We start from the raw sequence: 21,220 nt of genomic DNA, 5'->3' as shown, positions 1-21,220 counted from the left end.
TTTTTTATTGCGTTACTCATCCGTATCCCATTAAAAGACAGGCGGAAGTAAGGTAACGAGCATGAAGCGCATTTACGCAAGTACAATTGGAGTTGATCAAGGGTCAGAGATGCTATTCTCGGACTTTGATACCAATGGCGAAATGTGGGCAGGTACTGGCGAACGTGAACGCCGTGTTGCAGTAAAATTCAAAGACGGGTTTAAAGATATACCAACTGTTATGGTTTCCTTGGAAATGTTCGATTTTGACAACCGTAAAAATCAGCGTGCCGAAACTGTTGTCGAGAATATCACCCAAAATGGATTTGATATTGTGTTTCGCACTTGGGGCGACACAAAAGTCGCCCGCGCCAAAGCATCATGGGTAGCTATCGGTGGTGTGGAAGCCGAAGATAACTGGGATGACATGTATTAAAAGCGTTTTAAACGCCTTTGTAATATCCTTCATAGATTGGTCCCAAGATATTCTCATCAAATAAGGATGATACTGATGTACCATTCGCAATGTTCAATGTTGCTTGTGCGAAAATAGGTGCTGTTGGAACCGTGCGGATTTTCTTACAAGCTGCCACCTCTGGAGTTGCTTCAATCGAATCTGTAATAACCAACTGTTTCATGCTGGAATTGGTTATACGTTCAACAGCAGGGCCAGATAGAACACCGTGCGTAATATAGCTGTGTACTTCAGTAGCACCATGTTCGATTAATGTATCCGCGGCTTTACACAATGTGCCAGCCGTATCGCAAATATCGTCTACGATAATACATCTACGGCCTTTCACATCACCAATCACTGTCATTTCAGCAATTTCACCAGGTGCATTGCGGCGTTTATCTACGATCGCAAGGTCAGCACCAATACGTTTTGCCAATTCACGGGCACGTGCAACACCGCCAACATCAGGAGAGATGATCATAACGTCATCCATGTTCTCAAAGTGATGCATCACATCAAGCGCAAAGATTGGAGACGCATATAGGTTGTCCACTGGAATATCAAAGAAGCCTTGAATCTGTGTTGCATGTAAATCCATAGTCAAAACACGTTCAATACCAGCTTCGGCAATAAGGTTTGCAACAAGCTTCGCTGAAATCGGTGTGCGTGCCTTTGTACGGCGGTCTTGGCGCGCGTAGCCAAAGTAAGGAATAACAGCTGTGATACGCTTCGCAGATGAGCGGCGCATAGCATCTGCGATGATCAGCAATTCCATCAGGTTATCATTTGCGGGGTTTGATGTGGATTGAAGAATAAACATATCTTCGCCACGGACGTTTTCGTAAACTTCTACGAAAATCTCTTGATCATTGAAGCGCTCGATACGCGCGTTGACCAGATCAACATTGCCGCCTCGTAATAGGGACATGCGCTTGGCGATTGCCTTGCTCAATGTTCGGTTAGCGTTTCCAGAAATGAGCTTTGGTTCGACCAGCGTGTTCATAGACATTATCCCCAAGTCTAAGGCTGTTGGCAGCAGCGTGTTAGAGTTACCTTCGCTTAACACCGCAAATTGATTTTGCCTAGTCGTTACCTTGATGATACCAAGAATTAATTCTTAATCTGTGAGGAAAAAATGACTCAAATCGACTATTACATGTTTCCACTATCGCCTTTTGGCTATTTGGCAGGAACTCGTATGGAAGAAGTCGCCGCAAAACATGGTGCGACTGTGAACTATAAACCTTTTGCTTTGATGAAAGTGTTTGAAGAAGTTGGGACACCGCCACCAGCCGAACGCCACGAAAATAAAGCGAAATACCGTGGGCAAGAAATTGAACGTGTTGCCAAATTCAATGGCCTGCCTGTGAATGTAAAACCAGCGTTCTGGCCAACAAACCCAGCACCAGCTTGTTTTGCAATTATCGCAGCCCAAAATGCAGGTGGTGGTGATATGGCAGGTCTTGTGCATTCTATTTTCCGCGCTTGCTGGGCAGAAGATAAAGATATTTCCCAAGATGAAGTGATCAAAGAATGCCTGACCACAAACGGTTTTGATGGGTCGTTGTCGGATAGCGGTATGTTAGATGGTGCAGAGACATTCAGTAAGAATACAGAAGATGCATTAAAAGCTGGTGCTTTTGGCACGCCCACATATGTCGTGAATGATCAGGTGTTCTGGGGGCAAGACCGCTTACCGCATCTTGATGCCTATTTGGCAGAACAGGCCTAAGATCGGGGTTTTAAACCGCGAATGGCTTCAATAACGGCTTCGGGCAATGCAGTATCTGCATTGTCCGGTGCATCATCCAATGCGCTTTTGACGTCTTTTTCTATGATCCCAATTGTGTTGTCCAAGCTGTACCCATCACGGGCAAATTCGATTGTCTCCATGCCCGATGCCAGCCAGTTTTGACCTGAACTGGTTGCTATTAAATCCAGTAACTTACGTTCATCTATACTTTGTTGATCTGCCCAATCCAAAACCAAACGGGTCATAGCTGTGTTGCTGGCGGCAAGCATGTTGTTCAGCACTTTGGCAGACATACCCGACCCGTATTCACCCATATGGTGAAAATGAGCGCCCATAGCGCTAAGCAAGGGTTGTATAGAGTCTAGGCCGTCTTTCTTCCCGCCCAGCATAAATGATAGCTGCGCTTCTTCGGCTGCAATACGCGCGCCAGACATTGGGGCGTCTATTAAGGTGATGTGTTCAGGAACACGGTTGCGCAGGTCGCGCACATATCTTGGGGATAAGGTTGAACAGATAATAATCGTTTCTAGGTTAGGGGCTTTTGTAAAACTCTGAGCGCCAAACAAAACATCGTCGGTTTGATCCGTATCACGAACGACTGTGATAAGTGTTTCTAAGCGATCTGAAAATACAGCGATGTCATTCGTCATAAAGGGTGCGATTTCAGTATAGCTTTCACACGGACGAACGTCATAGCCAAGCGCATCAAAACCTGCATTTATCAGGGCTTGCAACATAGGTTCGCCCATGCGGCCGCAGCCTGCGATGCCTATGCCTTTTAGGTTTGCCATCATTGTAAACCTTCTATGACATAATCCTCAAAATCGTCTTCATTCACTTCGTATTCGGCAACAGTTTTCCCATGCATGCTGATATCTGCATCCTGCGCTGATTGCGGATTGCCAGTTATCAAAGGATGCCAATCGGGTAAAATATCGCCTTCTTCTAGTAACCTATATGCACATGTAGAGGGCATCCAATGTGCATTGCGTTCTATGTTTTCAGGGGTCAATACAACACAGCCTGCAACCATTTGTTTACGCAAAGGGTAATTGCCGCAACTACATGTTTTATCGTCGAACAAACGGCAGGCGATATTGGTGTAATGCACATCACCCGTTTCATCATCTTCGAGCTTTAGCATGCAACATTTGCCACACCCATCACACAGGGCTTCCCATTCATCACGGTTCATATCCGCAAGATCAGTGGTTTCCCAGAATTTAGGGCGCAGGCCCTTACGTGCGATGTGATCTGTCATAGGTCTTTATTGGCGTGAAAAGCCGCGAAAGGGAAGCATGAATGCTTGTCCGAGCCAATCCCATGCAATAGCGTGATCTGTAATGAAAGAAACAGAACTATACGCACCCATAAAATCCTATCTAGAAGGACAAGGGTATGAGGTTAAGGCCGAGATCAAAGATTGTGATCTGGTTGCTGTGCGAGATGATGAAGAACCTGTGATCGTTGAACTGAAACTCTCCCTTTCAATAGCGCTCTTAATGCAGGGTATTGACCGTCAAACCATGACGGATGCCGTTTATGTGGCTGTGCCTGCTGGTAAGGGTAAACGTTGGATCTCTCAGGTGAAAGATGCGGTGAAACTCTGCCGCCGCTTGGGGCTTGGGTTAATTTCAGTGCGGTTCGATGCAAAAACGCCTTCTGTGTTAGTGCATTGCGATGCAGGGCCGTATCAACCACGTAAGGTTAAGAAGCGCAAAGAGGCACTGTTAAAAGAGTTTGAACGCCGCATTGGTGACCATAATACAGGGGGCCAAACAAAACGTAAGATTATTACGGCTTATCGTCAGGATGCTTTACGCATCGCTATGGCCTTAAATGATGGCCCGAATAAACCAAGCGTTTTGAAGAAAGAACTGGGCGTGGATAAAGCGGCCAGCATTTTGCAAGCTGATCACTATGGCTGGTTTGAGCGTGTCGAACGAGGTGTCTATGAATTGCGCGCTTCTGGTGAAGAAGCCTTAGAAATCTATGCGGATGTGGTTAAAGCGCTTCAAGAATAGCGCGGCTTTCAACGCAATCAGCATCCATTTGAACGATTAGCTCATCCAAACTGTCGAATTTTAATTCTGGGCGCTGGAAGTGAACCAAAGCCACAGAAAGTTGTGCATCATAAATGTCGCCAGAGAAATCAAAGATAAAAACTTCAAGGTTTGGGATATTCACACCGAATGTTGGTCGATCGCCTATAGAAGCGGCACCATGATACTTCCCTTGATGTGGTCCTTCTAAAACATCCACTGAAACAGCATAAACACCGAACTTTGGCAGATGTAGCCCATCAATCGACAAGTTTGCTGTTGGATATCCTAAATCACGTCCCCGAGCATCCCCATGTTCAACACGGGCTTCGATGCGGTGCCAATGGCCCAACATATGTGCGGCGTCTTCTGGGCGGCCTTCGCTTAATGCTGTGCGAATAGCTGTCGAAGAGAACGTGCCTTTTTCATCAGATACCAGTGGTAGAATTGTAACGCCAAATCCAAGTTTACCACCCATATCTTGAAGGGTTTGTGCGTTTCCTCCACGATCTTTCCCAAAACAGAAATCTGCCCCAACCACGACGTGTTTCAAGCCAAGGCCGTTATGAATAACATCTTCACAGAATTCTTCTGCTGTTAGGCTGGATAATGCTGCATTAAACGCCAATTGGTACAGATGAGTGACGCCAAGCTTTTCCAAACGGTGTGCTTTGGCATCAGCATTCATCAAACGAAACGGCGGTGCATCTGGTGCAAAATATTCACGTGGGTGTGGTTCAAACGTTAGAACACCCATAGGGCAGTTTAACTCTTCGGCTTTTGAACGGACGACATCCAGTACGGCCTGATGTCCCAAATGTACACCATCGAAATTGCCAATAGCCACAGCAGCCCCTTTAGAGGTATCATCAGCAAATTGATAATCACGGACTATATGCATTGTTTTAGGACTCGTTTTATTTTGTTAACGCAGATGACCCATAGAATAGGTTGGCGTCAATTGCACATTTGCCAGAAAACTATCCAATTTTGCGGGATCGGGCTGCCCATCCGTCCCTGTTTCAGTAGCGGCAAGCCCGCCAGTGATAAACAAACTATCCAAATCTTCGCCAATGGCACCACGAATATCAGTGTTAATACCATCGCCAATGCACAGGATATGTTGTGGTGCGATCTTGTGGCCTGCAATATCTGCAAGACGCTGATAGGCGAGTGTGTAAATCGGCGGATGTGGCTTGCCAAAGTTATGCGCTTCACCGCCCATATCATTATAAGCCTGTGCTATTGCACCCGCACAATAAATACGCTTATCGCCACGATCGACCTGTATATCAGGGTTTGCGCACAACATTTTCAAACCACGTGTTTTGCCTTCTAAGAATAAAGCACGGTAATCATCTGGTGTTTCGGTGCTGTCGTCAAATAGTCCAGTACAAACCAAGCCTTCGGCCTCTTTTAGGCTAACGCGTTCTACGTCGATGCCTTGATAGAAATCTTCCGTGGACACTCCTTGAAAAAACGCTTCATCGCGACCAGGGCCAACGTGATACACTTTTTTACCATATGCACCTGATGCCAATGCAGCACGGGATGCATCGCCACTGGCTGTAATACCTTGATATAAATCGCGTGGAACGCCGATTTCATCCAATTGTGTGTAAACAGAGTGGGCAGGGCGTGGTGAATTGGTCAATAGGTGAACAATTTTACCAGCATCGCGGAAAGTTTCTAATGCAGTAACGGCTGCTTCGAATGGTTTAATACCATTGTGTAAACAGCCCCAAAGATCGCAAAGAACCGCATCATATTGTGCAGATACTTCGGATAGATTTTCGATAATTTGTGTCATGGCTGATGATTATCAGCAGCAATAGCATCTGACCAGCGCTATCGCTTTTATAACCCTCAAAAAGCCGTATATTTATTTTAACACTATAACTGTTGACTCCAACCCTCCCTTTGCCTAGAAATTCGTCGTTAGCACTCAAGAGAGGTGAGTGCTAATACTCTGCAAACCCCTCTCAAACTTGAAATTTTAACCAAAGACGGAGCAATCCTAATGGCATTTACACCTTTGCACGATCGCGTGTTGGTACGTCGCATCGAAGGCGACGAAAAAACAGCAGGCGGCTTGATCATTCCAGATTCAGCTAAAGAAAAACCAGCCGAAGGCGAAATCATCGCAGCAGGCGAAGGCGCTCGCAAAGACAGCGGCGAATTGATCCCAATGGCTGTTAAAGCTGGCGACAAAGTCTTGTTTGGCAAATGGTCCGGCACAGAAGTCACAATCGACGGTGAAGAGCTGTTGATCATGAAAGAATCCGATATCCTCGGTCTTCTTTAATCTTAAAAACGTATTGAATTAGGAGCACATTTAAAATGGCTGCAAAAGACGTAAAATTCGGCACAGACGCACGCAACGCAATGTTGGACGGTGTGAATGTTTTGGCTGACGCTGTAAAAGTAACATTGGGCCCAAAGGGTCGTAATGTTGTTCTAGATAAATCTTTCGGTGCACCGCGCATCACAAAAGATGGTGTATCTGTTGCAAAAGAGATCGAACTTGAAGGCAAGTTTGAAAACATGGGCGCACAGATGGTGAAAGAAGTTGCTTCTCGCACGAATGACACTGCTGGTGACGGTACAACAACTGCTACAGTTCTAGCGCAAGCAATCGTTAAAGAAGGCTTGAAATCAGTTGCTGCTGGCATGAATCCAATGGATCTTAAGCGCGGTATCGACACTGCAGTTGGTTCTGTTGTTGCTGCGATCAAAGACATGGCACGCGAAGTAAAAGACTCAGCTGAAGTTGCACAAGTTGGTACAATTTCTGCAAACGGCGAAGCTGCAATCGGTGACCAAATCGCAGATGCGATGCAAAAAGTTGGCAACGAAGGCGTTATTACTGTTGAAGAAAACAAAGGTTTGGAAACAGAAACTGACGTTGTTGAAGGTATGCAATTCGACCGTGGTTACCTATCACCATACTTCGTAACAAACCCTGACAAAATGACAGCAGACCTAGACGACTGCTTGGTTCTATTGCACGAGAAAAAACTGACTTCTCTACAGCCAATGGTTCCTTTGTTGGAAACTGTTATCCAATCAGGCAAACCTCTATTGATCATCGCAGAAGATGTTGAAGGCGAAGCTTTGGCAACTCTTGTTGTGAACAAACTACGTGGTGGTTTGAAAATTGCTGCTGTTAAAGCACCTGGTTTTGGCGATCGTCGTAAAGCAATGTTGCAAGACATCGCTGTTCTTACAGGCGGTCAAGTGATCTCAGAAGACCTAGGCATGAAGCTAGAGTCTGTAACAATGGACATGCTTGGTACTGCGAAAAACATCTCTATCACTAAGGACGAGACAACAATCGTTGACGGTTCTGGTGAAAAAGCTGAGATCGAAGCACGTGTTGCACAGATCAAATCACAAATCGAAGAAACATCTTCTGATTACGACCGTGAAAAACTACAAGAACGTCTAGCTAAACTAGCTGGCGGTGTTGCAGTGATCCGCGTTGGTGGTTCTACAGAAGTTGAAGTGAAAGAACGCAAAGACCGCGTTGACGATGCATTGAACGCAACACGCGCTGCAGTTCAAGAAGGCGTAATCGTTGGTGGTGGTGTTGCTTTGGTTCAAGCTGCTAAAGTGCTTGAAGGTTTGTCTGGTGACAATTCTGACCAAAACGCTGGTATCACGATCGTTCGTAAAGCTTTGGAAGCTCCACTTCGTCAAATCGCTGAAAATGCGGGTGTTGACGGTGCAGTTGTTGCTGGCAAAATTCGCGAAAGCGACGACGCTGCATATGGTTTCAATGCACAAACAGAAGAATATGGCGACATGTTCGGCTTTGGTGTGATTGACCCAGCTAAAGTAACACGTACAGCATTGGAAGATGCTGCTTCTATCGCGGGTCTATTGATCACAACAGAAGCAATGGTTGCTGACAAACCAGCACCTGCTGGCGGCGGCGCTGGTGGCGGTATGCCAGACATGGGTGGCATGGGCGGAATGGGCGGCATGATGTAAGATCGCTTTTGGCCTTTGGCCAAAACGATTGAATGCCAAACAAACGCTTAATGATTTTAGGGGCTGTCTTCGGATGGCCCCTTTTTTGTCGCGCGGCAAAATGTGATCTGTAAACTTGCACAACTCCATACCCAAATAATCACATGAATTGATTTTAAAATTGGAGATTGGATTATGGAAAATATTTATCTGTATAGTGCTGGTGCATTATCAATCCTATGGTGCTTTGTTCATTTTTTCATTGGCGGTAAGGAAATCGCTGCACCATTGCGCGTTGCAAATGGTTTAAATCCCACGCAACGCAGTGTTGCATGGATGTGCTGGCATATGGTGACACTCAACCTGTTTTTGATGGGCGTGTTTTTTATACTTGGTGCTAAAATGGATCAAGTAGGGTTGATATGGGCAGCCACAGCACTATCCATCAGCTTTTTGATTGCAGGCTTATTGATCCCACCATTAAGCGGCGTGACATATCGTGCTGCACCACAGGGGTGGTTGTTTTTACCAACAACGATCTTAGGGCTTTTGGTTGTTTTGGCCTAAGTAATTTCACCCATAAAATTATAAGGGTTGCTAAATTAATCAGCCCTTATAATACAATGATGAATATTAGCTTCCGCCATTATCTCTTGAGATAATGGCAATGGCTGCAACAGCCGCTAATATCCATAGAGCAATATTTGGATTGTCAAATGATCGCGCAGAAGCCCCGCCTTGTGTTGATTTTTCAATAGCTGTCTCCACAACAGGTCCAGCCTTTTCCGCAAACACAATAGCTGTTGATGATGCGTAAGCGGCAAATCCGCATAGCGTTTTGTACATTTGAATTCCCCCAATTCGATTCGTATATGCAAGCAATATATAAGTTTTAATAAAAACACGACCTTTAGTTTATATATTACTCTCTATCGGAGCTGCTTCTTTATGATCTACTTTCAGATAAAAACTTGGAACAATCCCCCTGGCATGATCAATAACCCCCAGAAGTCTGAATAGGCGCATCATACTATCACCCAGATAATATCGTGCGTATTTCTGATTGAATAAATAAATTGCCAGTCCAAATATAAGGGCGGATAGACCATAAACAATTTGGCGGTTTGCGATCAGTATATTTGCCATTACAGAATATAATTTACCACGATACATGCGGGCCATACGGCAATAGTTTGTTTGATTACGGCGCGAACGTTCAAGATTGGAAGATAACAGGGCGCGATTTCCAGTTTTATCTTCGAATATTTTTGCATTTGGAACGTAGCATATTTTATAACCTAAATCTTTGAGACGTGTGAAAAATTCAGTGTCTTCTCCCCCTGAAAAGTTAAACTGATGATCAAAACGATGATCAAGTGTCCCAGCTTGTAATGTAGATGTATGTAACAATACATTCCCTGTGTCGAAAATTTGCGGCAGTTTGCCAAGCTTGCGGCTCGAAGGTTTTGTTTGTCTTAGGTAAGGCGAATAGTTGTTTGGATAACGATACCAAACTGAGCCAAAGAAAATCTTTGCATTAGGAAGACAGTGTACTGCATTGACGTAACTTTTAAGCCAATCAATATCAACTTCTTCATCATCATCAAGAAATGCAACCCAGTTTGCACGTATCTTTTTAGCTTCATCAAGTGCGCGATTGCGAGCGTGTACTAGGCCGATATTATTTTCATTTATATATTTGATTTCAAATGGATATTTTAAATCTAATAAGGTTTTTTGAAGTTTTGGTTCTGTATCATTTTCAATAATCAGAACTGTGATCTTTACATTGTGTGGAATTTCTATTTGCGCAAGAGACGCCAGCAATCGTATTAACAATGTTCGCCGTTCACGTGTGCATATTGCAATGCACAATGTATCTAATGTTGAATTTGTCATTACGGTGTATTCATTTGCTCTTCGTTCATATGATAGATTTTTCTAGCAAATAAAAAGCCTATCATCAAATTTTGATATGCGCGCAATGATATGAATGATGACGGGTTAGATATTTTCTGATTGTGTAGTGCTATGAGATTATTTTTACTAACTGCCCTCACAATGGTCGCTTTTGCTGCGAATTCTGTAATCAACCGTGCCGCTCTTACAGATGGTGCTATTGGCCCAGCATCCTTTGCGTTCATTCGCCTTGCAACAGGGGCGTTACTGTTAGTGATTATATTACGTTCCCAAGGAACGTTTCAATCCACGATACGCCCACGTATTGATGCGGTTATAGGTTTGATATTATATGCAATTTGTTTCTCGTTTGCATACTTAGTTCTAGAGGCAGGACTTGGTGCATTATTATTGTTTGGTATGGTTCAAATCACTATGTTTGGCGGAGCCGTTTTAAAAGGTAACCGTCCGAGACCATTACAATGGGCCGGAGCTGCAATCGGATTGCTTGGCCTTGGTTATGTTTTGAACCCCACCACATCGGGTATAGACATAACAGGCGCCTTGTTGATGGTCGTTGCAGGTTTTGGTTGGGGCATTTATTCTTTGGCAGGTCAAAAAGCAGTTCACGCATTGACCGCAACAGCAACCAGTTTTGTCTGTGCAACGCCAATCGCTGCTATTGTTTGGCTATTATCAAGCACCGAAATGACCACTTCTACAGGCATTGCACTTGCATGCCTTTCTGGCGTTGTAACCTCTGGCTTGGGGTATGTCTTATGGTTTTATGTTCTACCGCAATTGCAAACCAGCACAGCAGCGGTGGCCCAACTTACAGTCCCGTTGATTGCAATGGTCGGTGGTATGCTGTTCCTAGGCGAAGCATGGACGCTGGATTTCACAATTGCATCTGTATTGGTCTTAGGTGGGATCGGTTTGTCTGTTTGGGCAGGTCAGAGAGGCTAGAATTTAAATCATTCGTTCCATAAGTAGGGGGAGGAAATACTTATTAAGCACTTTAATCTTTTTATTAGCATCCCCTGTATCTGCAGATTGCGTGGTTCTGTTACATGGCCTTGCTCGAAGTTCATCATCTTTTTTGGTTATGGCGACTGCGTTAGAAGGAATTGGGTATGATACGGTAAACATAGATTATGCGTCAAAAGATGGAACGATACCAGATCTCACAGTTGAAACCATTCCCAAGGCAATTAAACAATGTGATCAAAAAGGTGATATCAACTTTGTAACGCACTCTATGGATGGCATATAGTGCGATATCATTTAAATAATGTGTCTGAAATTCCCGAAAATATAGGCCATGTGGTTATGCTTGCTCCACCAAATAAAGGGTCTGCAGTGGTCGATGAATTGGGCGATTTTCAGGGTTCGAATTATTGAATGGAGTGGCCGGTAAGCAGTTAAGTACCGATGATATGAGCATTCCAAATCAATTGGGGCTTGTGCAATATTCACTTGGTATTATCGCTGGTGAGCAAAGTATTTCACTTGTTTTTCATCCACCCTAAAAGGGCCTGATGATGGGAAAGTTGCTGTCGAAAGTACTCTGGTGTTTAAACAGGTCGCACACATCCTTCGCGAAGGACGTTTCAAACATTCTAATTAAGTAGCAGGGCCCGTAACTTTGTTAACGTGACCCATTTTACGCCCTGCTTTGGCATCGGTTTTCCCATATAGGTGTAAGCCAGCGGACGCATCTTTAGACAGTGTTTCCACATCCAAGACTTCATCACCAATCAGGTTTGTCATAACCACATTAGAGTGACGCTTCCCGTCTCCCAAAGGCCAACCTGCGACGGCACGAATATGTTGTTCAAACTGATCGATTACACAGCCGTTTTGTGTCCAGTGGCCAGAGTTATGCACACGTGGTGCAATCTCATTCACAATCAAACCGTTTGGTGTAACAAATAACTCAACACCCATAACACCGACATAATCCAACGCATTTAGGATTTGACCTGTCAGAATAACGGCATCCATACGCTGTGATGACTTCAAATTTGCGGGGAGGGTCGTTGTGTGTAAAATTCCATCGCGATGAATGTTTTCACCTGGATCAAAGCAAACAACTTCGCCAGATTGCGAGCGTGCACCAATCACAGATACTTCGTGGCTGAAATCAATGAAACCTTCCAGAACACTAGGGGTATTGCCCAAGTCATCCCATGCATTGGAAGCATCATCCGTTGTCTTCAAACGAGACTGACCTTTGCCATCATACCCAAAGCGGCGTGTTTTTAGGATAGAAGGGGCGCCAACAGTTCCCACAGCAGCGACCAAATCATCAGCAGTTTCTACATTCGCATATGGGGCAACTTTCAACCCAATACCTGTTAAGAAGTCCTTTTCCGCGATCCGATCCTGGCTTGTGGCCAGTGCATTGCGGTTTGGTAAAACAGGACGAATGCTTTCTAAAGCGTCTAATGCATCGGCGGGAACATTCTCGAATTCAAATGTCACCACATCCACACTTTTGGCAAAAGCAACAAGCGCATCAAGATCAGAATAAGGTGCAGTCGTTACAACATCTGCAACATGACCTGCAGGCGGGTTTGCACCTGGTTCAAAGATATGTGTTTTAAACCCCAAACGGGATGCTGCTACGGACAACATACGGCCCAATTGACCGCCGCCTAAAATACCAATTGTTGATCCTTGCGGCAGTGCTTTAGTCATCGATTGGCTCATCTGTGATCGATGCAGAAAGAGCATTACGCCACTCGTCTAGGCGTTTTGCTAAATCAGCATCATTGTTGGCTAAAATACCCGCCGCCATTAAGCCTGCATTTGCAGCGCCAGCGGCGCCAATCGCCATTGTACCAACTGGAAACCCTTTCGGCATTTGAACAATCGAATAAAGGCTATCTACACCAGACAAAGCACGCGTTTGAATAGGTACACCCAACACTGGAACACGCGTTTTTGAAGCCATCATACCAGGCAAATGCGCAGCACCACCTGCACCTGCAATGATAACTTGTAATCCACGATCTACAGCTGTTTTACCGTATTCCCACAGGCGATCAGGTGTACGGTGAGCCGAAACGATTTTGGTTTCATAGGTCACACCCAATTCATCCAATAATGTTACAGCTTCCTTCATCGTTGGCCAATCAGATTGGCTTCCCATGATAATTCCAACTTTTACATCTGCCATAGCTCAAGAACTTTCGTGTAGTAGAAGGCGGGGATATAGACCAAATATAGGCTATAATGCAACGAAAATTATTAAGCTATAATATCGGGTGTAATTTCATCTTCCAGGCGTTGGATTTTGTCTTTTAACGCTAATTTTTTACGTTTTAAGCGTTGTAAACTTAGTAGGTCAGGATTTATGCGCTCATGAATAGCTTCAATCGCATCATCTAAATCACGATGCTCTTGTTGCATTTGGATTAGCTCCGCTTGCAGGACCTCTATGTGATCCATTTTGCCCATTTCATCTGTCATAATTATATTTATCCGAACGATCTGTCTCAACCCATTATAACCTTTTCAAAGCGTTACACAAAGTAACGATTGCAATGGGGGTTGAGAATCTTTGATATAATCCCCATATTGTCGATAAGGTCGCCACTATTGGGGCCAAATACACAGTCGCTTTTAAAGGGCTAACTCAAATGACAAAGATTTCTTTTGCCTCGCATCCTTTCTTGTTGGGGTTTGAACAACTAGATCGCCTTGTGGAACGCACGGCCAAATCTGGTAATGAAGGCTATCCTCCATATAATATTGAACAAAGTTCAGACAATACATACCGGATAACGCTTGCCGTTGCAGGTTTTCGTGAAGAAGATTTATCAATCACGCTGGAAAATGCACAACTTGTAATCCGTGGACGCCAAGTGGATGATTCTGAGGGGCGCATATTCTTACACCGTGGTATTGCTGCACGCCAATTTCAACGTAGCTTTGTGTTAGCAGATGGTGTTGAAGTGGGCGGTGCCTCTATGGAAAATGGTTTGCTTCATGTAGACCTGCAGCGCTCTATGCCAGACACTGTTGTTCAAACGATCAATATTGAAAAGAAGTAACCTGCGTTATGGATAATGAATTCGACTTTGCTTATCATGGACAGCGACGTAAGGTTTACGTTCGGTCAGTGAAAAATTCGGACCTACCAGAAGACTTACAAATTGAAACCAATGGCTTCGACAAAATTTACGCTATCCACTCTGAGGACGGTGAACAGTTGGCTTTGGTAAAAGATCGTGAGTTGGCCTTTGCAGTAGCGCGTACGAATGATTTTGTGCCTGAAAGTGTCCATTGATAAAAAACGCGCCGCTAAAAATAAGCGACGCGTTTGAGTTCTTGAAAATTTGGGTAAGTTACCCTGTGATCAATCCCATGCTTTCCAAAGTCAAAATAACTTGGTGCGCACAGTTATCGACTTCTACATTCTCGGTTTCTAAGAATAGCTCTGGGTTTTTAGGGACATCGTAAGGATCTGAAATACCTGTGAATTCTTTAATTTTTCCTTCACGTGCAAGCTTGTACAGCCCTTTGCGATCACGACGTTCACACTCTTCAATTGATGTGCCCACATGTACCTCAATAAAGGCACCAAATTGTTCAATGTCTTCACGAACAGCGCGGCGTGTTGTGGCATAAGGTGCGATAGGTGCGCAAATAGCGATACCACCATTTTTGGTGATCTCAGATGCAACATAACCAATACGGCGAATATTCAAGTCGCGATGTTCTTTGGAAAAACCTAGTTCAGATGATAAGTTCTTACGAACGATATCGCCATCTAGCAATGTCACAGGACGGCCGCCCATTTCCATAAGCTTGACCATCAAAGCATTTGCGATGGTTGATTTGCCTGAACCAGAGAAACCTGTGAAGAATACTGTAAAGCCTTGCTTTGAACGTGCAGGTTTTGATTTGCGTAATTCTTCTACCACAGTCGGGAAAGAGAACCACTCTGGAATTTCCAAACCTTCTGAAAGACGGCGGCGCAATTCTGTGCCAGAGATGTTTAGAACAGTCACATTGTCTTTATCTTCGATCTCATCTGCAGGTTCGTATTGAGCGCGTTCTTGCACATAAACCATGTGCTTAAAGTCGACCATTTCGATGCCCATTTCCTCTTGATGTTCGCGGAACAAATCCTGCGCATCATATGGGCCGTAAAAATCTTCACCAGCACTGTTCTTACCTGGTCCTGCATGATCGCGACCAACGATAAAGTGTGTACAACCGTGGTTGCGGCGGATCAGACCATGCCAAACTGCCTCACGCGGACCAGCCATACGCATAGCAAGGTTCAACAAACTCATTGATGTTGTTGACGATGGATATTGATCCAATACAGCTTCATAACAACGTACGCGTGTGAAATGATCAATATCACCTGGCTTTGTTAGGCCAACAATTGGGTGGATCAAAAGATTTGCTTGAGCTTCTTTTGCTGCACGAAATGTCAATTCTTGGTGTGCACGGTGCAATGGATTGCGTGTTTGGAATGCAACGATACGACGCCAACCAAGCTTGCGGAAATACGAACGCAATTCATTTGGGCTGTCGCGGCGTGCGCGAAAATCATAGTGGGTGATCGGGTGAATGCCCGTTATTTTACCGCCCAAATATACGGCACCAGCCGTATTGTGCAGGTAATTAACGGCAGGATGTGCTTCATCATCTGCACCAAAAACCATTTCGGCTTCTTTTGATTTATCTGGTGTGTAGATATCTGAAATATCTATGGTTGCTAAAATCACACCTTCTAGGTCGCGAAGTGCAATTTTTTGGCCAACTTTAAGAGCATCAGCAAAATCTTGACCAACGTCCAATGTGATCGGCATTGGCCATAAAGAGCCATCTGCTAAACGCATATTTTCAACTACGGATGTATAATCAGCTTCGCCTAAAAAGCCAGAGAGTGGGTAGAATCCACCATTCATCAAAAGCTCCAAGTCGCAAATTTGGCGCGGGGTTAAATCCCAAGATGGCAACTGGCCAGCTTCTTGTTTTAGTTTCTCAGCTTCGTCAAATGGGGCATATAATTCTGTTACAGGAAGGAGGTTTTCTGCTGTCATTTTTCAATCCAAATTTGATCATGTTACTTATACCTACACGTGCAATACACTGCATCGAAAATAATACAAGTTTCAGTTTTTAAAATAGAACAAAATCGCACTGAAATAGGCCTATATAGAACAGATATCTGATAGAATATGCTAACAAAGGATTACTTTTTGAAACAAGGCACTTTTATTCCCAAAACGCCTTGTTTCAAGGCCGTTATTTATGCTTCGCCAGCAATAAAACGTTCAGCTTCTAATGCTGCCATACACCCCATACCAGCAGATGTTACTGCCTGTCTGTATAGGTGGTCAGTCAAGTCGCCAGCAGCGAACACACCAGGAATTGACGTTGCTGTGCTATCAGGCTTGGTCACAACATACCCCCCCATGTGTGTTTCTAACTGGTCTTTGACCAATTCATTTGCAGGTGCGTGGCCGATTGCAACGAATACGCCTTTACAGTCGATCTGTGTAATTTCACCTGTTTTGGTGTGCTTGACCTTAACACCTTCAACACCTAACGGCATATCTGTTCCTGTAACTTCTACAAGTTCATGGAACCAAAGTGGTTCTATCTTTTCATTTTTCTCTAAACGATCGATCAAGATTTTTTCAGCACGTAATTCATCACGGCGGTGGATCAGCGTTACTTTCGATGCGAAGTTCGTTAGAAATAACGCCTCTTCAACAGCTGTATTACCGCCACCGATTACTACGATCTCTTGCCCGCGGTAAAAGAAACCATCGCACGTAGCGCAGGCAGATACACCAAAGCCTTTGAACTTTTCTTCTGTCTCTAAGCCAAGCCACTTAGCGCGCGCGCCAGTTGCTAAAATCACGGCATCTGCTTCATAGATTGTGCCGCTGTCACCTTTGGCTATGAATGGTCGCTTAGATAGGTCGAGATCAGTGATAATATCACCAATAATTTCTGTCCCCATAGCTTTTGCATGGGCCTCCATACGGATCATCAGATCAGGCCCTTGTACTTCGGTATCACCAGGCCAGTTTTCCACTTCAGTTGTCGTTGTTAATTGCCCACCTGGTTCTATTCCCTGTACTAAAATGGGGTCAAGCATTGCGCGCGATGCATAGACGCCAGCTGTGTAGCCTGCAGGGCCAGAACCGATGATCAGAAGTTTTGTTTGACGGGTATCAGACATGTAAGTGACTCGCTTATTTTATATGTTGCTAAACTGTATAAGCGGGGCAGTGCAAAAGGGGAACCCACTGTAATGATAGGGCAGTCATATTTAGGTTAAATCACTAAGCTTTATTTTCGACCCAATACGTGTAATATTATTACGCAAATGAGAAATAAATGAGAAGTCGCCACATGGTATCGTTCAAATTAGACGCAATTGATTTAAAGCTCTTAGCTCTTTTACAAGGGGATGGGCGCATGACAAATGTCGATTTGGCAAAAGCTGTTGGGATTTCTGCACCACCCTGCCTACGCCGTATAAGATCTTTAGAAGAAAAAGGTTTTATCAAAGGTTATCATGCTGTTGTAAACGAAAAAGAGCTAGGCTTCGAAGTCAAAGCGTTTGCTATGGTTGGTTTGCATTCGCAAGCAGAAGTGGACTTAAGTGCCTTTGAAGAGCGATGTCGTAATTGGCCACTTGTTCGTGAATGTCATATGTTAAACGGCGAAATTGACTTCATTTTAAAATGTTTATCGCCGGATCTATCCAGTTTTCAACGGTTTATAACCGAAGACCTGACTTCTGCGGATAATGTAGCCAGTGTAAAAACATCCCTTGTAATACGTGAAGCCAAAGACGAGCCTGGTGTTCCGTTTTCTGTCATCGGGGATGTTAGCTAAAGCTTAGGCAGCTTTAGCTGATCTTTTGGAGTTTAAGTTGGCAAATGCAACTGGGCGCGCATCCTGCTCCCATGGCATTTCGAAATGCTTGTCTGCTGCTTCTTTGATAACTTCTTTTAACCAACGCTTTTGCGTGCTCATTGTACTGCTCCATACTCTCTCATTTGATCCGCTTTTTGCGGGTGAACCTGTTTTCGGTCCTTGATATCCAATCTAACGATCTTTGGGGCGCGAAAAGGGCGGTTTATAAAAAGGTTAGATTCTTTTTAGGCCGCTTTTGCGTGAATTGTGGCGAGATTGGAAACAATCACCTAATACACTGTAATTAAGTATAAAAACGTAAATATAGCCTTAACTGGCCTCAAAATTCACCATGATTCATGTCGGTTTAGGGCAGGAATTTGGCACTGATCCGTCGAAGGTTTGACGCAATCCGAACCAAAGTAGCTTAATTATTCAGAAAAACCATTATAAACGGATTGTAGAGATCAAACGCCCATAATCAGATTCGCTTTTATGACAGCTGCGGCGGTATGAAAAGAACCGATCTGGATCGGAATATGTACAATGCCCTGTCCATTTAGCCGCACCAACACCAGAAGCGCGTAATTGATGTAAACAAAACGATGGCAGGTCAAATTGCATACGGTCGTCCTTGCCTTGGGCAAAGAAACGGCTGAATTCCATATCGGTTGCAATAAAGTCTTCAAAAAACTCTGGGCCAACTTCATAAGCGCGTTGACTGATCGTTGGACCAACCACAGCTGTAATGGCATCGCGTTTAGCACCAAGCCCTTCCATAGCTGTAACCGTTGCTTCGGATATGCCAGTCACTGCACCTTTCCACCCCGAATGGGCAGCGCCAACAACACCTGCTTCGGCATCGTGAAATAGAATAGGGGCGCAATCAGCGGTTAATATACCTAAAGCAATACCCTTGGTTGCTGTAACCATTGCATCTGCTTTTGAAAAACCACGATCCGTTACGGCATCAATCACAGCAACATCTGCTGAATGGATTTGGTATACGGATTGTAAATCCATAATTCCTACATCCATAGCCTTTGCAACACGCTGGCGGTTGATGGCAACAACATCACGGTCATCGCCTGATCCCAATCCACAGTTCAGGCCAGTATATAAGCCCTCTGATGCGCCGCCTTTACGGGTGAAAAAGCCATGTTGTGCTGTCAAAGCATCGGATGTCAGAATTTCAAGCGTCATATATCAAATCCAGCTGGGTGAATGGCTCCTTTAGGGGTCAATGCAATGGTTTTGAACAGATGACCCATTTCTTCGGGATGGGTCAAGCGACGATGCGCTGTAATATGGTTCTCCAATGCATCACCTTGTAATTGCGCAGCTAACGATTGCGCACGCTGGGTGATACCAAGTCGTTCCAATAAAACACCCTGATCTGTCAGCCCACTCACTTGGGCAAAGGGCGCGGCTGCCGTAGCTATAGCTTTGAAATTCACATGGGCGGTAAGATCGGATGCCCCGCAATTTTCCAAAGCATCCACTTTTTGATGATTGCAAACCGCTTGCAATGTATCGCCTGTTAAATCCCAATCACCGTAATCAATAATCAATGCAGCACCACCGTAAGATCCAACCATTTGCGCAATATCAGCCACAATTGCATTCGCACTTGGGCAAATCTCTAAAATTGTGCGCAAAGGAGCATCACCATATATCTCAATTGGTTTTTGTGCGCCTAACATCACACCCAATTTACCGTTTTCAGCGGCAACCATCTGTTCTTGCCAGCCATTATCCGTGCGGATGAACTGTTGAATAGGTAAGCAATCAAAAAACTCGTTTGCGACAAGGAATAAGGGGTGCGCGGGCAATTGCGTAACATCAGCAACCCAATCCACATTATACCCAGTCAAAGTATCCGCTTGCTCTTGCTGTAAACGTGGGCTGGCTTCAACCAAGACGACGTGAGCCGCATCATGAAACCCAGAAACGCTTTTTGTGGCGCATAATATATCCGACATCAATGTACCACGCCCAGGGCCAATCTCTGCCAGCGTAAATGGGTTTGGCATTCCTTGATCCATCCACGTTTGTGCCAAACACAGCCCGATCATTTCTCCAAACATCTGGCTGATCTCTGGTGCCGTGATGAAATCACCTTTTGCACCCAGCGGTTGGTGCGTTGTGTAATACCCATGTTCAGGGTGTAATAAGCATTGCGCCATATATTCGGCCACCGTGATGGGGCCTGAACGTTCGATCTGTTTTACGATGATATCAGTTAACTGGGTCATGTACGCTTGCGAGCATAAATCAACAGGCCAATACCGATCAAGATCATTGGCAACGACAGAATTTGCCCCATCGAAAGGCCAATACTGTCAAAGTCATTGCCAAAGCGGATCACATGACCCCATGGATTTGTCGGCCCAACGAATTGGGCATCCCCCTGACGGAACCCTTCTACTATGGTGCGCGCTAAACCGTATCCAATAAAGAACACGCCAATGATTTGTCCCGGTACTTTAAGCCAATGCCGTTTGAACACCAGATAGGCGATAACTGCGAATAACAAAGCGCCTTCTAAAAAGGATTCATACAGTTGCGATGGGTGGCGTGCGCAAACATCACTTAACCAGAAAATCGGGCAGTCCTGTGCTGCTTGCCCAGGAAACACAACGCCCCATGGCATATCAGTTGGGCGCCCCCATAATTCTGCATTGATGAAGTTCGCAATGCGTACCAAGAAAATCCCAAAGGTTGCGGAAAACGCTAAAGTATCGCCAACAGACCATGGATCCAGCTTATGTTTTTTACAGAAAAGCAACCCAGCAACAATCACACCAAGGAAACCGCCATGAAAAGACAGCCCACCTTCCCAAACACGGATGATTTGCGCAGGGTTGGCGATATAGAATTCTAGATTGTAAAACAGAACAAACCCAATCCGCCCGCCAAGGATGGTGCCAATGATCATCCAAGTCAGCAAATCATCGATCTGCAACTTTGCAATCGGTGGCGTGCCATCTTTCCAAAGGTTGCTATTGCGGATCAAACGGTTGATCCACCAAACGGCAAAGATAAAAGACACGACATAGGAAATCGCGTACCAGTGAATTTCAAACAATCGACCCATGATTTCAAAAGAAAACAGGACAGGATCGATATTCGGAAACGGTATAGCATGTAATAAGTTCATGCGCGCATGAATGATACGAATGGTCGCGATGTCAAGTCACAGACTTGGCATTTGCGCAA

General features: G+C 44.7%; 26 protein-coding genes. 10 read left to right on the top strand and 16 right to left on the bottom strand.

The features are described 5' to 3' along the window. The first annotated feature begins 61 nt into the window (after window positions 1–61). Window positions 62–415, top strand: a complete 354-nt coding sequence (locus F9L33_RS14230) for an H-type lectin domain-containing protein (protein WP_152143464.1) — start codon at window positions 62–64, stop codon at window positions 413–415. A 7-nt stretch (window positions 416–422) separates the two neighbouring features. On the opposite strand, the gene F9L33_RS14225 is transcribed toward F9L33_RS14230, so the two are convergent. After that, window positions 423–1,439, bottom strand: coding sequence for a ribose-phosphate pyrophosphokinase (locus F9L33_RS14225; RefSeq protein WP_152143463.1), 1,017 nt, complete (start codon window positions 1,437–1,439; stop codon window positions 423–425). A gap of 132 nt (window positions 1,440–1,571) precedes the next feature. Here F9L33_RS14225 and F9L33_RS14220 point away from each other — a divergent pair, with 132 nt between their 5' ends. Further along, on the top strand, window positions 1,572–2,168 hold the full coding sequence (locus tag F9L33_RS14220; RefSeq protein WP_152143462.1) for a 2-hydroxychromene-2-carboxylate isomerase: 597 nt from the start codon (window positions 1,572–1,574) through the stop codon (window positions 2,166–2,168). On the opposite strand, the gene F9L33_RS14215 is transcribed toward F9L33_RS14220, so the two are convergent. After that, the gene (locus tag F9L33_RS14215) at window positions 2,165–2,983 is read right to left on the bottom strand and encodes an NAD(P)-dependent oxidoreductase (RefSeq protein ID WP_226804146.1); all 819 of its coding nucleotides are present in this window, start codon (window positions 2,981–2,983) and stop codon (window positions 2,165–2,167) included. The two genes, F9L33_RS14220 and F9L33_RS14215, sit on opposite strands and share 4 nt — an antisense overlap. Then, window positions 2,980–3,450, bottom strand: a complete 471-nt coding sequence (locus tag F9L33_RS14210; RefSeq protein WP_152143461.1) for a YcgN family cysteine cluster protein — start codon at window positions 3,448–3,450, stop codon at window positions 2,980–2,982. The genes F9L33_RS14215 and F9L33_RS14210 overlap by 4 nt, the downstream gene beginning before the upstream one ends. Window positions 3,451–3,532: 82 nt before the next feature. Between F9L33_RS14210 and F9L33_RS14205 the strand changes: the two genes are divergently transcribed. Then, on the top strand, window positions 3,533–4,213 hold the full coding sequence (locus F9L33_RS14205; protein WP_152143460.1) for a DUF2161 domain-containing phosphodiesterase: 681 nt from the start codon (window positions 3,533–3,535) through the stop codon (window positions 4,211–4,213). On the opposite strand, the gene F9L33_RS14200 is transcribed toward F9L33_RS14205, so the two are convergent. Together F9L33_RS14200 and F9L33_RS14195 are read right to left on the bottom strand one after the other, a co-directional pair. Then, complete coding sequence (locus F9L33_RS14200; protein WP_152143459.1) at window positions 4,194–5,132, bottom strand: bifunctional riboflavin kinase/FAD synthetase; 939 nt, start codon at window positions 5,130–5,132, stop codon at window positions 4,194–4,196. The two genes, F9L33_RS14205 and F9L33_RS14200, sit on opposite strands and share 20 nt — an antisense overlap. Window positions 5,133–5,156: 24 nt before the next feature. Continuing rightward, window positions 5,157–6,041, bottom strand: a complete 885-nt coding sequence (locus tag F9L33_RS14195; RefSeq protein ID WP_152143458.1) for a TIGR01459 family HAD-type hydrolase — start codon at window positions 6,039–6,041, stop codon at window positions 5,157–5,159. 210 nt (window positions 6,042–6,251) lie between these two features. On the opposite strand from F9L33_RS14195, the gene F9L33_RS14190 reads away from it, so the two are divergent. The 3 genes from F9L33_RS14190 (at window position 6,252) to F9L33_RS14180 (ending at window position 8,770) form a co-directional block, all read left to right on the top strand. Continuing rightward, entirely contained in the window at window positions 6,252–6,536 is a 285-nt protein-coding gene (locus tag F9L33_RS14190; protein ID WP_152143457.1) for a co-chaperone GroES, read from the top strand. A gap of 35 nt (window positions 6,537–6,571) precedes the next feature. Then, window positions 6,572–8,224, top strand: a complete 1,653-nt coding sequence (groL, locus tag F9L33_RS14185; RefSeq protein ID WP_152143456.1) for a chaperonin GroEL — start codon at window positions 6,572–6,574, stop codon at window positions 8,222–8,224. 174 nt (window positions 8,225–8,398) lie between these two features. Then, entirely contained in the window at window positions 8,399–8,770 is a 372-nt protein-coding gene (locus tag F9L33_RS14180) for a hypothetical protein (protein WP_152143455.1), read from the top strand. 66 nt (window positions 8,771–8,836) lie between these two features. On the opposite strand, the gene F9L33_RS14175 is transcribed toward F9L33_RS14180, so the two are convergent. Next, window positions 8,837–9,049, bottom strand: coding sequence for a hypothetical protein (locus F9L33_RS14175; protein WP_152143454.1), 213 nt, complete (start codon window positions 9,047–9,049; stop codon window positions 8,837–8,839). Between the two features lie 69 nt (window positions 9,050–9,118). After that, complete coding sequence (locus F9L33_RS14170; protein WP_152143453.1) at window positions 9,119–10,102, bottom strand: glycosyltransferase family 2 protein; 984 nt, start codon at window positions 10,100–10,102, stop codon at window positions 9,119–9,121. Window positions 10,103–10,234: 132 nt separating this feature from the next. On the opposite strand from F9L33_RS14170, the gene F9L33_RS14165 reads away from it, so the two are divergent. After that, window positions 10,235–11,068 (top strand): DMT family transporter, encoded by an 834-nt coding sequence (locus F9L33_RS14165; protein ID WP_152143452.1) that lies wholly within the window; start codon window positions 10,235–10,237, stop codon window positions 11,066–11,068. Between the two features lie 657 nt (window positions 11,069–11,725). Here the strand turns inward: F9L33_RS14165 and F9L33_RS14160 are convergent. From F9L33_RS14160 to F9L33_RS14150, 3 genes are all read right to left on the bottom strand, one after another. Next, window positions 11,726–12,802, bottom strand: coding sequence for a 5-(carboxyamino)imidazole ribonucleotide synthase (locus F9L33_RS14160; RefSeq protein ID WP_152143451.1), 1,077 nt, complete (start codon window positions 12,800–12,802; stop codon window positions 11,726–11,728). Beyond that, window positions 12,795–13,283 carry a 5-(carboxyamino)imidazole ribonucleotide mutase gene (gene purE, locus F9L33_RS14155; protein WP_152143450.1) on the bottom strand — a complete coding sequence of 163 codons (489 nt, stop codon included), beginning with the start codon at window positions 13,281–13,283 and terminating at the stop codon, window positions 12,795–12,797. Before purE ends, F9L33_RS14160 begins: the two co-directional genes overlap by 8 nt. Before the next feature lie 71 nt (window positions 13,284–13,354). Then, window positions 13,355–13,576 carry a YdcH family protein gene (locus F9L33_RS14150; RefSeq protein ID WP_226804145.1) on the bottom strand — a complete coding sequence of 74 codons (222 nt, stop codon included), beginning with the start codon at window positions 13,574–13,576 and terminating at the stop codon, window positions 13,355–13,357. Between the two features lie 170 nt (window positions 13,577–13,746). On the opposite strand from F9L33_RS14150, the gene F9L33_RS14145 reads away from it, so the two are divergent. Both F9L33_RS14145 and F9L33_RS14140 read left to right on the top strand, forming a co-directional pair. Continuing rightward, the gene (locus F9L33_RS14145) at window positions 13,747–14,160 is read left to right on the top strand and encodes an Hsp20 family protein (RefSeq protein ID WP_152143449.1); all 414 of its coding nucleotides are present in this window, start codon (window positions 13,747–13,749) and stop codon (window positions 14,158–14,160) included. Between the two features lie 8 nt (window positions 14,161–14,168). Further along, entirely contained in the window at window positions 14,169–14,396 is a 228-nt protein-coding gene (locus F9L33_RS14140) for a DUF1150 family protein (protein ID WP_152143448.1), read from the top strand. 58 nt (window positions 14,397–14,454) lie between these two features. On the opposite strand, the gene F9L33_RS14135 is transcribed toward F9L33_RS14140, so the two are convergent. After that, window positions 14,455–16,167, bottom strand: a complete 1,713-nt coding sequence (locus F9L33_RS14135; RefSeq protein ID WP_152143447.1) for a bifunctional sulfate adenylyltransferase/adenylylsulfate kinase — start codon at window positions 16,165–16,167, stop codon at window positions 14,455–14,457. A gap of 209 nt (window positions 16,168–16,376) precedes the next feature. Next, the gene (gene trxB, locus F9L33_RS14130; protein WP_152143446.1) at window positions 16,377–17,318 is read right to left on the bottom strand and encodes a thioredoxin-disulfide reductase; all 942 of its coding nucleotides are present in this window, start codon (window positions 17,316–17,318) and stop codon (window positions 16,377–16,379) included. Between the two features lie 173 nt (window positions 17,319–17,491). Between trxB and F9L33_RS14125 the strand changes: the two genes are divergently transcribed. Continuing rightward, window positions 17,492–17,980 (top strand): Lrp/AsnC family transcriptional regulator, encoded by a 489-nt coding sequence (locus F9L33_RS14125; RefSeq protein ID WP_152143542.1) that lies wholly within the window; start codon window positions 17,492–17,494, stop codon window positions 17,978–17,980. A 3-nt stretch (window positions 17,981–17,983) separates the two neighbouring features. Here F9L33_RS14125 and F9L33_RS15835 read toward each other — a convergent pair whose 3' ends face one another. The 4 genes from F9L33_RS15835 to lgt all read right to left on the bottom strand — a co-directional run bounded on the left by F9L33_RS15835 (window position 17,984) and on the right by lgt (window position 21,161). Continuing rightward, complete coding sequence (locus tag F9L33_RS15835) at window positions 17,984–18,121, bottom strand: hypothetical protein (protein ID WP_193222058.1); 138 nt, start codon at window positions 18,119–18,121, stop codon at window positions 17,984–17,986. A gap of 327 nt (window positions 18,122–18,448) precedes the next feature. Further along, window positions 18,449–19,204, bottom strand: a complete 756-nt coding sequence (pgeF, locus tag F9L33_RS14120; RefSeq protein WP_152143445.1) for a peptidoglycan editing factor PgeF — start codon at window positions 19,202–19,204, stop codon at window positions 18,449–18,451. Continuing rightward, the gene (locus F9L33_RS14115) at window positions 19,201–20,256 is read right to left on the bottom strand and encodes a class I SAM-dependent methyltransferase (RefSeq protein ID WP_152143444.1); all 1,056 of its coding nucleotides are present in this window, start codon (window positions 20,254–20,256) and stop codon (window positions 19,201–19,203) included. Before F9L33_RS14115 ends, pgeF begins: the two co-directional genes overlap by 4 nt. Continuing rightward, window positions 20,253–21,161: a prolipoprotein diacylglyceryl transferase gene (gene lgt / locus F9L33_RS14110; RefSeq protein ID WP_152143443.1), complete on the bottom strand. Its 909-nt coding sequence runs from the start codon at window positions 21,159–21,161 to the stop codon at window positions 20,253–20,255. The genes F9L33_RS14115 and lgt overlap by 4 nt, the downstream gene beginning before the upstream one ends. Window positions 21,162–21,220 lie beyond the last annotated feature (59 nt).

The organism is Amylibacter sp. SFDW26 (assembly GCF_009184395.1).
Lineage (GTDB): Bacteria > Pseudomonadota > Alphaproteobacteria > Rhodobacterales > Rhodobacteraceae > Amylibacter.
The sequence above is the reverse complement of the archived record's forward strand: the minus strand, read 5'-3'. Positions and strand labels throughout refer to the sequence as shown.

What these genes read in the sequence shown, in the direction of transcription:
- F9L33_RS14175 (WP_152143454.1), bottom strand. Translation starts at nt 9,049, where the DNA reads ATGTACAAAACGCTATGCGGATTTGCCGCTTACGCATCATCAACAGCT.
- F9L33_RS14140 (WP_152143448.1), top strand. Translation starts at nt 14,169, where the DNA reads ATGGATAATGAATTCGACTTTGCTTATCATGGACAGCGACGTAAGGTT.
- F9L33_RS14160 (WP_152143451.1), bottom strand. Translation starts at nt 12,802, where the DNA reads ATGACTAAAGCACTGCCGCAAGGATCAACAATTGGTATTTTAGGCGGC.
- pgeF (WP_152143445.1), bottom strand. Translation starts at nt 19,204, where the DNA reads ATGACGCTTGAAATTCTGACATCCGATGCTTTGACAGCACAACATGGC.
- F9L33_RS15835 (WP_193222058.1), bottom strand. Translation starts at nt 18,121, where the DNA reads ATGAGCACGCAAAAGCGTTGGTTAAAAGAAGTTATCAAAGAAGCAGCA.
- purE (WP_152143450.1), bottom strand. Translation starts at nt 13,283, where the DNA reads ATGGCAGATGTAAAAGTTGGAATTATCATGGGAAGCCAATCTGATTGG.
- F9L33_RS14215 (WP_226804146.1), bottom strand. Translation starts at nt 2,983, where the DNA reads ATGATGGCAAACCTAAAAGGCATAGGCATCGCAGGCTGCGGCCGCATG.
- F9L33_RS14145 (WP_152143449.1), top strand. Translation starts at nt 13,747, where the DNA reads ATGACAAAGATTTCTTTTGCCTCGCATCCTTTCTTGTTGGGGTTTGAA.
- lgt (WP_152143443.1), bottom strand. Translation starts at nt 21,161, where the DNA reads ATGAACTTATTACATGCTATACCGTTTCCGAATATCGATCCTGTCCTG.
- F9L33_RS14150 (WP_226804145.1), bottom strand. Translation starts at nt 13,576, where the DNA reads ATGACAGATGAAATGGGCAAAATGGATCACATAGAGGTCCTGCAAGCG.
- F9L33_RS14210 (WP_152143461.1), bottom strand. Translation starts at nt 3,450, where the DNA reads ATGACAGATCACATCGCACGTAAGGGCCTGCGCCCTAAATTCTGGGAA.
- F9L33_RS14195 (WP_152143458.1), bottom strand. Translation starts at nt 6,041, where the DNA reads ATGACACAAATTATCGAAAATCTATCCGAAGTATCTGCACAATATGAT.
- F9L33_RS14125 (WP_152143542.1), top strand. Translation starts at nt 17,492, where the DNA reads ATGGTATCGTTCAAATTAGACGCAATTGATTTAAAGCTCTTAGCTCTT.
- F9L33_RS14205 (WP_152143460.1), top strand. Translation starts at nt 3,533, where the DNA reads ATGAAAGAAACAGAACTATACGCACCCATAAAATCCTATCTAGAAGGA.
- F9L33_RS14200 (WP_152143459.1), bottom strand. Translation starts at nt 5,132, where the DNA reads ATGCATATAGTCCGTGATTATCAATTTGCTGATGATACCTCTAAAGGG.
- F9L33_RS14115 (WP_152143444.1), bottom strand. Translation starts at nt 20,256, where the DNA reads ATGACCCAGTTAACTGATATCATCGTAAAACAGATCGAACGTTCAGGC.
- F9L33_RS14190 (WP_152143457.1), top strand. Translation starts at nt 6,252, where the DNA reads ATGGCATTTACACCTTTGCACGATCGCGTGTTGGTACGTCGCATCGAA.
- trxB (WP_152143446.1), bottom strand. Translation starts at nt 17,318, where the DNA reads ATGTCTGATACCCGTCAAACAAAACTTCTGATCATCGGTTCTGGCCCT.
- F9L33_RS14180 (WP_152143455.1), top strand. Translation starts at nt 8,399, where the DNA reads ATGGAAAATATTTATCTGTATAGTGCTGGTGCATTATCAATCCTATGG.
- F9L33_RS14220 (WP_152143462.1), top strand. Translation starts at nt 1,572, where the DNA reads ATGACTCAAATCGACTATTACATGTTTCCACTATCGCCTTTTGGCTAT.
- F9L33_RS14170 (WP_152143453.1), bottom strand. Translation starts at nt 10,102, where the DNA reads ATGACAAATTCAACATTAGATACATTGTGCATTGCAATATGCACACGT.
- F9L33_RS14135 (WP_152143447.1), bottom strand. Translation starts at nt 16,167, where the DNA reads ATGACAGCAGAAAACCTCCTTCCTGTAACAGAATTATATGCCCCATTT.
- F9L33_RS14230 (WP_152143464.1), top strand. Translation starts at nt 62, where the DNA reads ATGAAGCGCATTTACGCAAGTACAATTGGAGTTGATCAAGGGTCAGAG.
- F9L33_RS14225 (WP_152143463.1), bottom strand. Translation starts at nt 1,439, where the DNA reads ATGAACACGCTGGTCGAACCAAAGCTCATTTCTGGAAACGCTAACCGA.
- F9L33_RS14165 (WP_152143452.1), top strand. Translation starts at nt 10,235, where the DNA reads ATGAGATTATTTTTACTAACTGCCCTCACAATGGTCGCTTTTGCTGCG.
- groL (WP_152143456.1), top strand. Translation starts at nt 6,572, where the DNA reads ATGGCTGCAAAAGACGTAAAATTCGGCACAGACGCACGCAACGCAATG.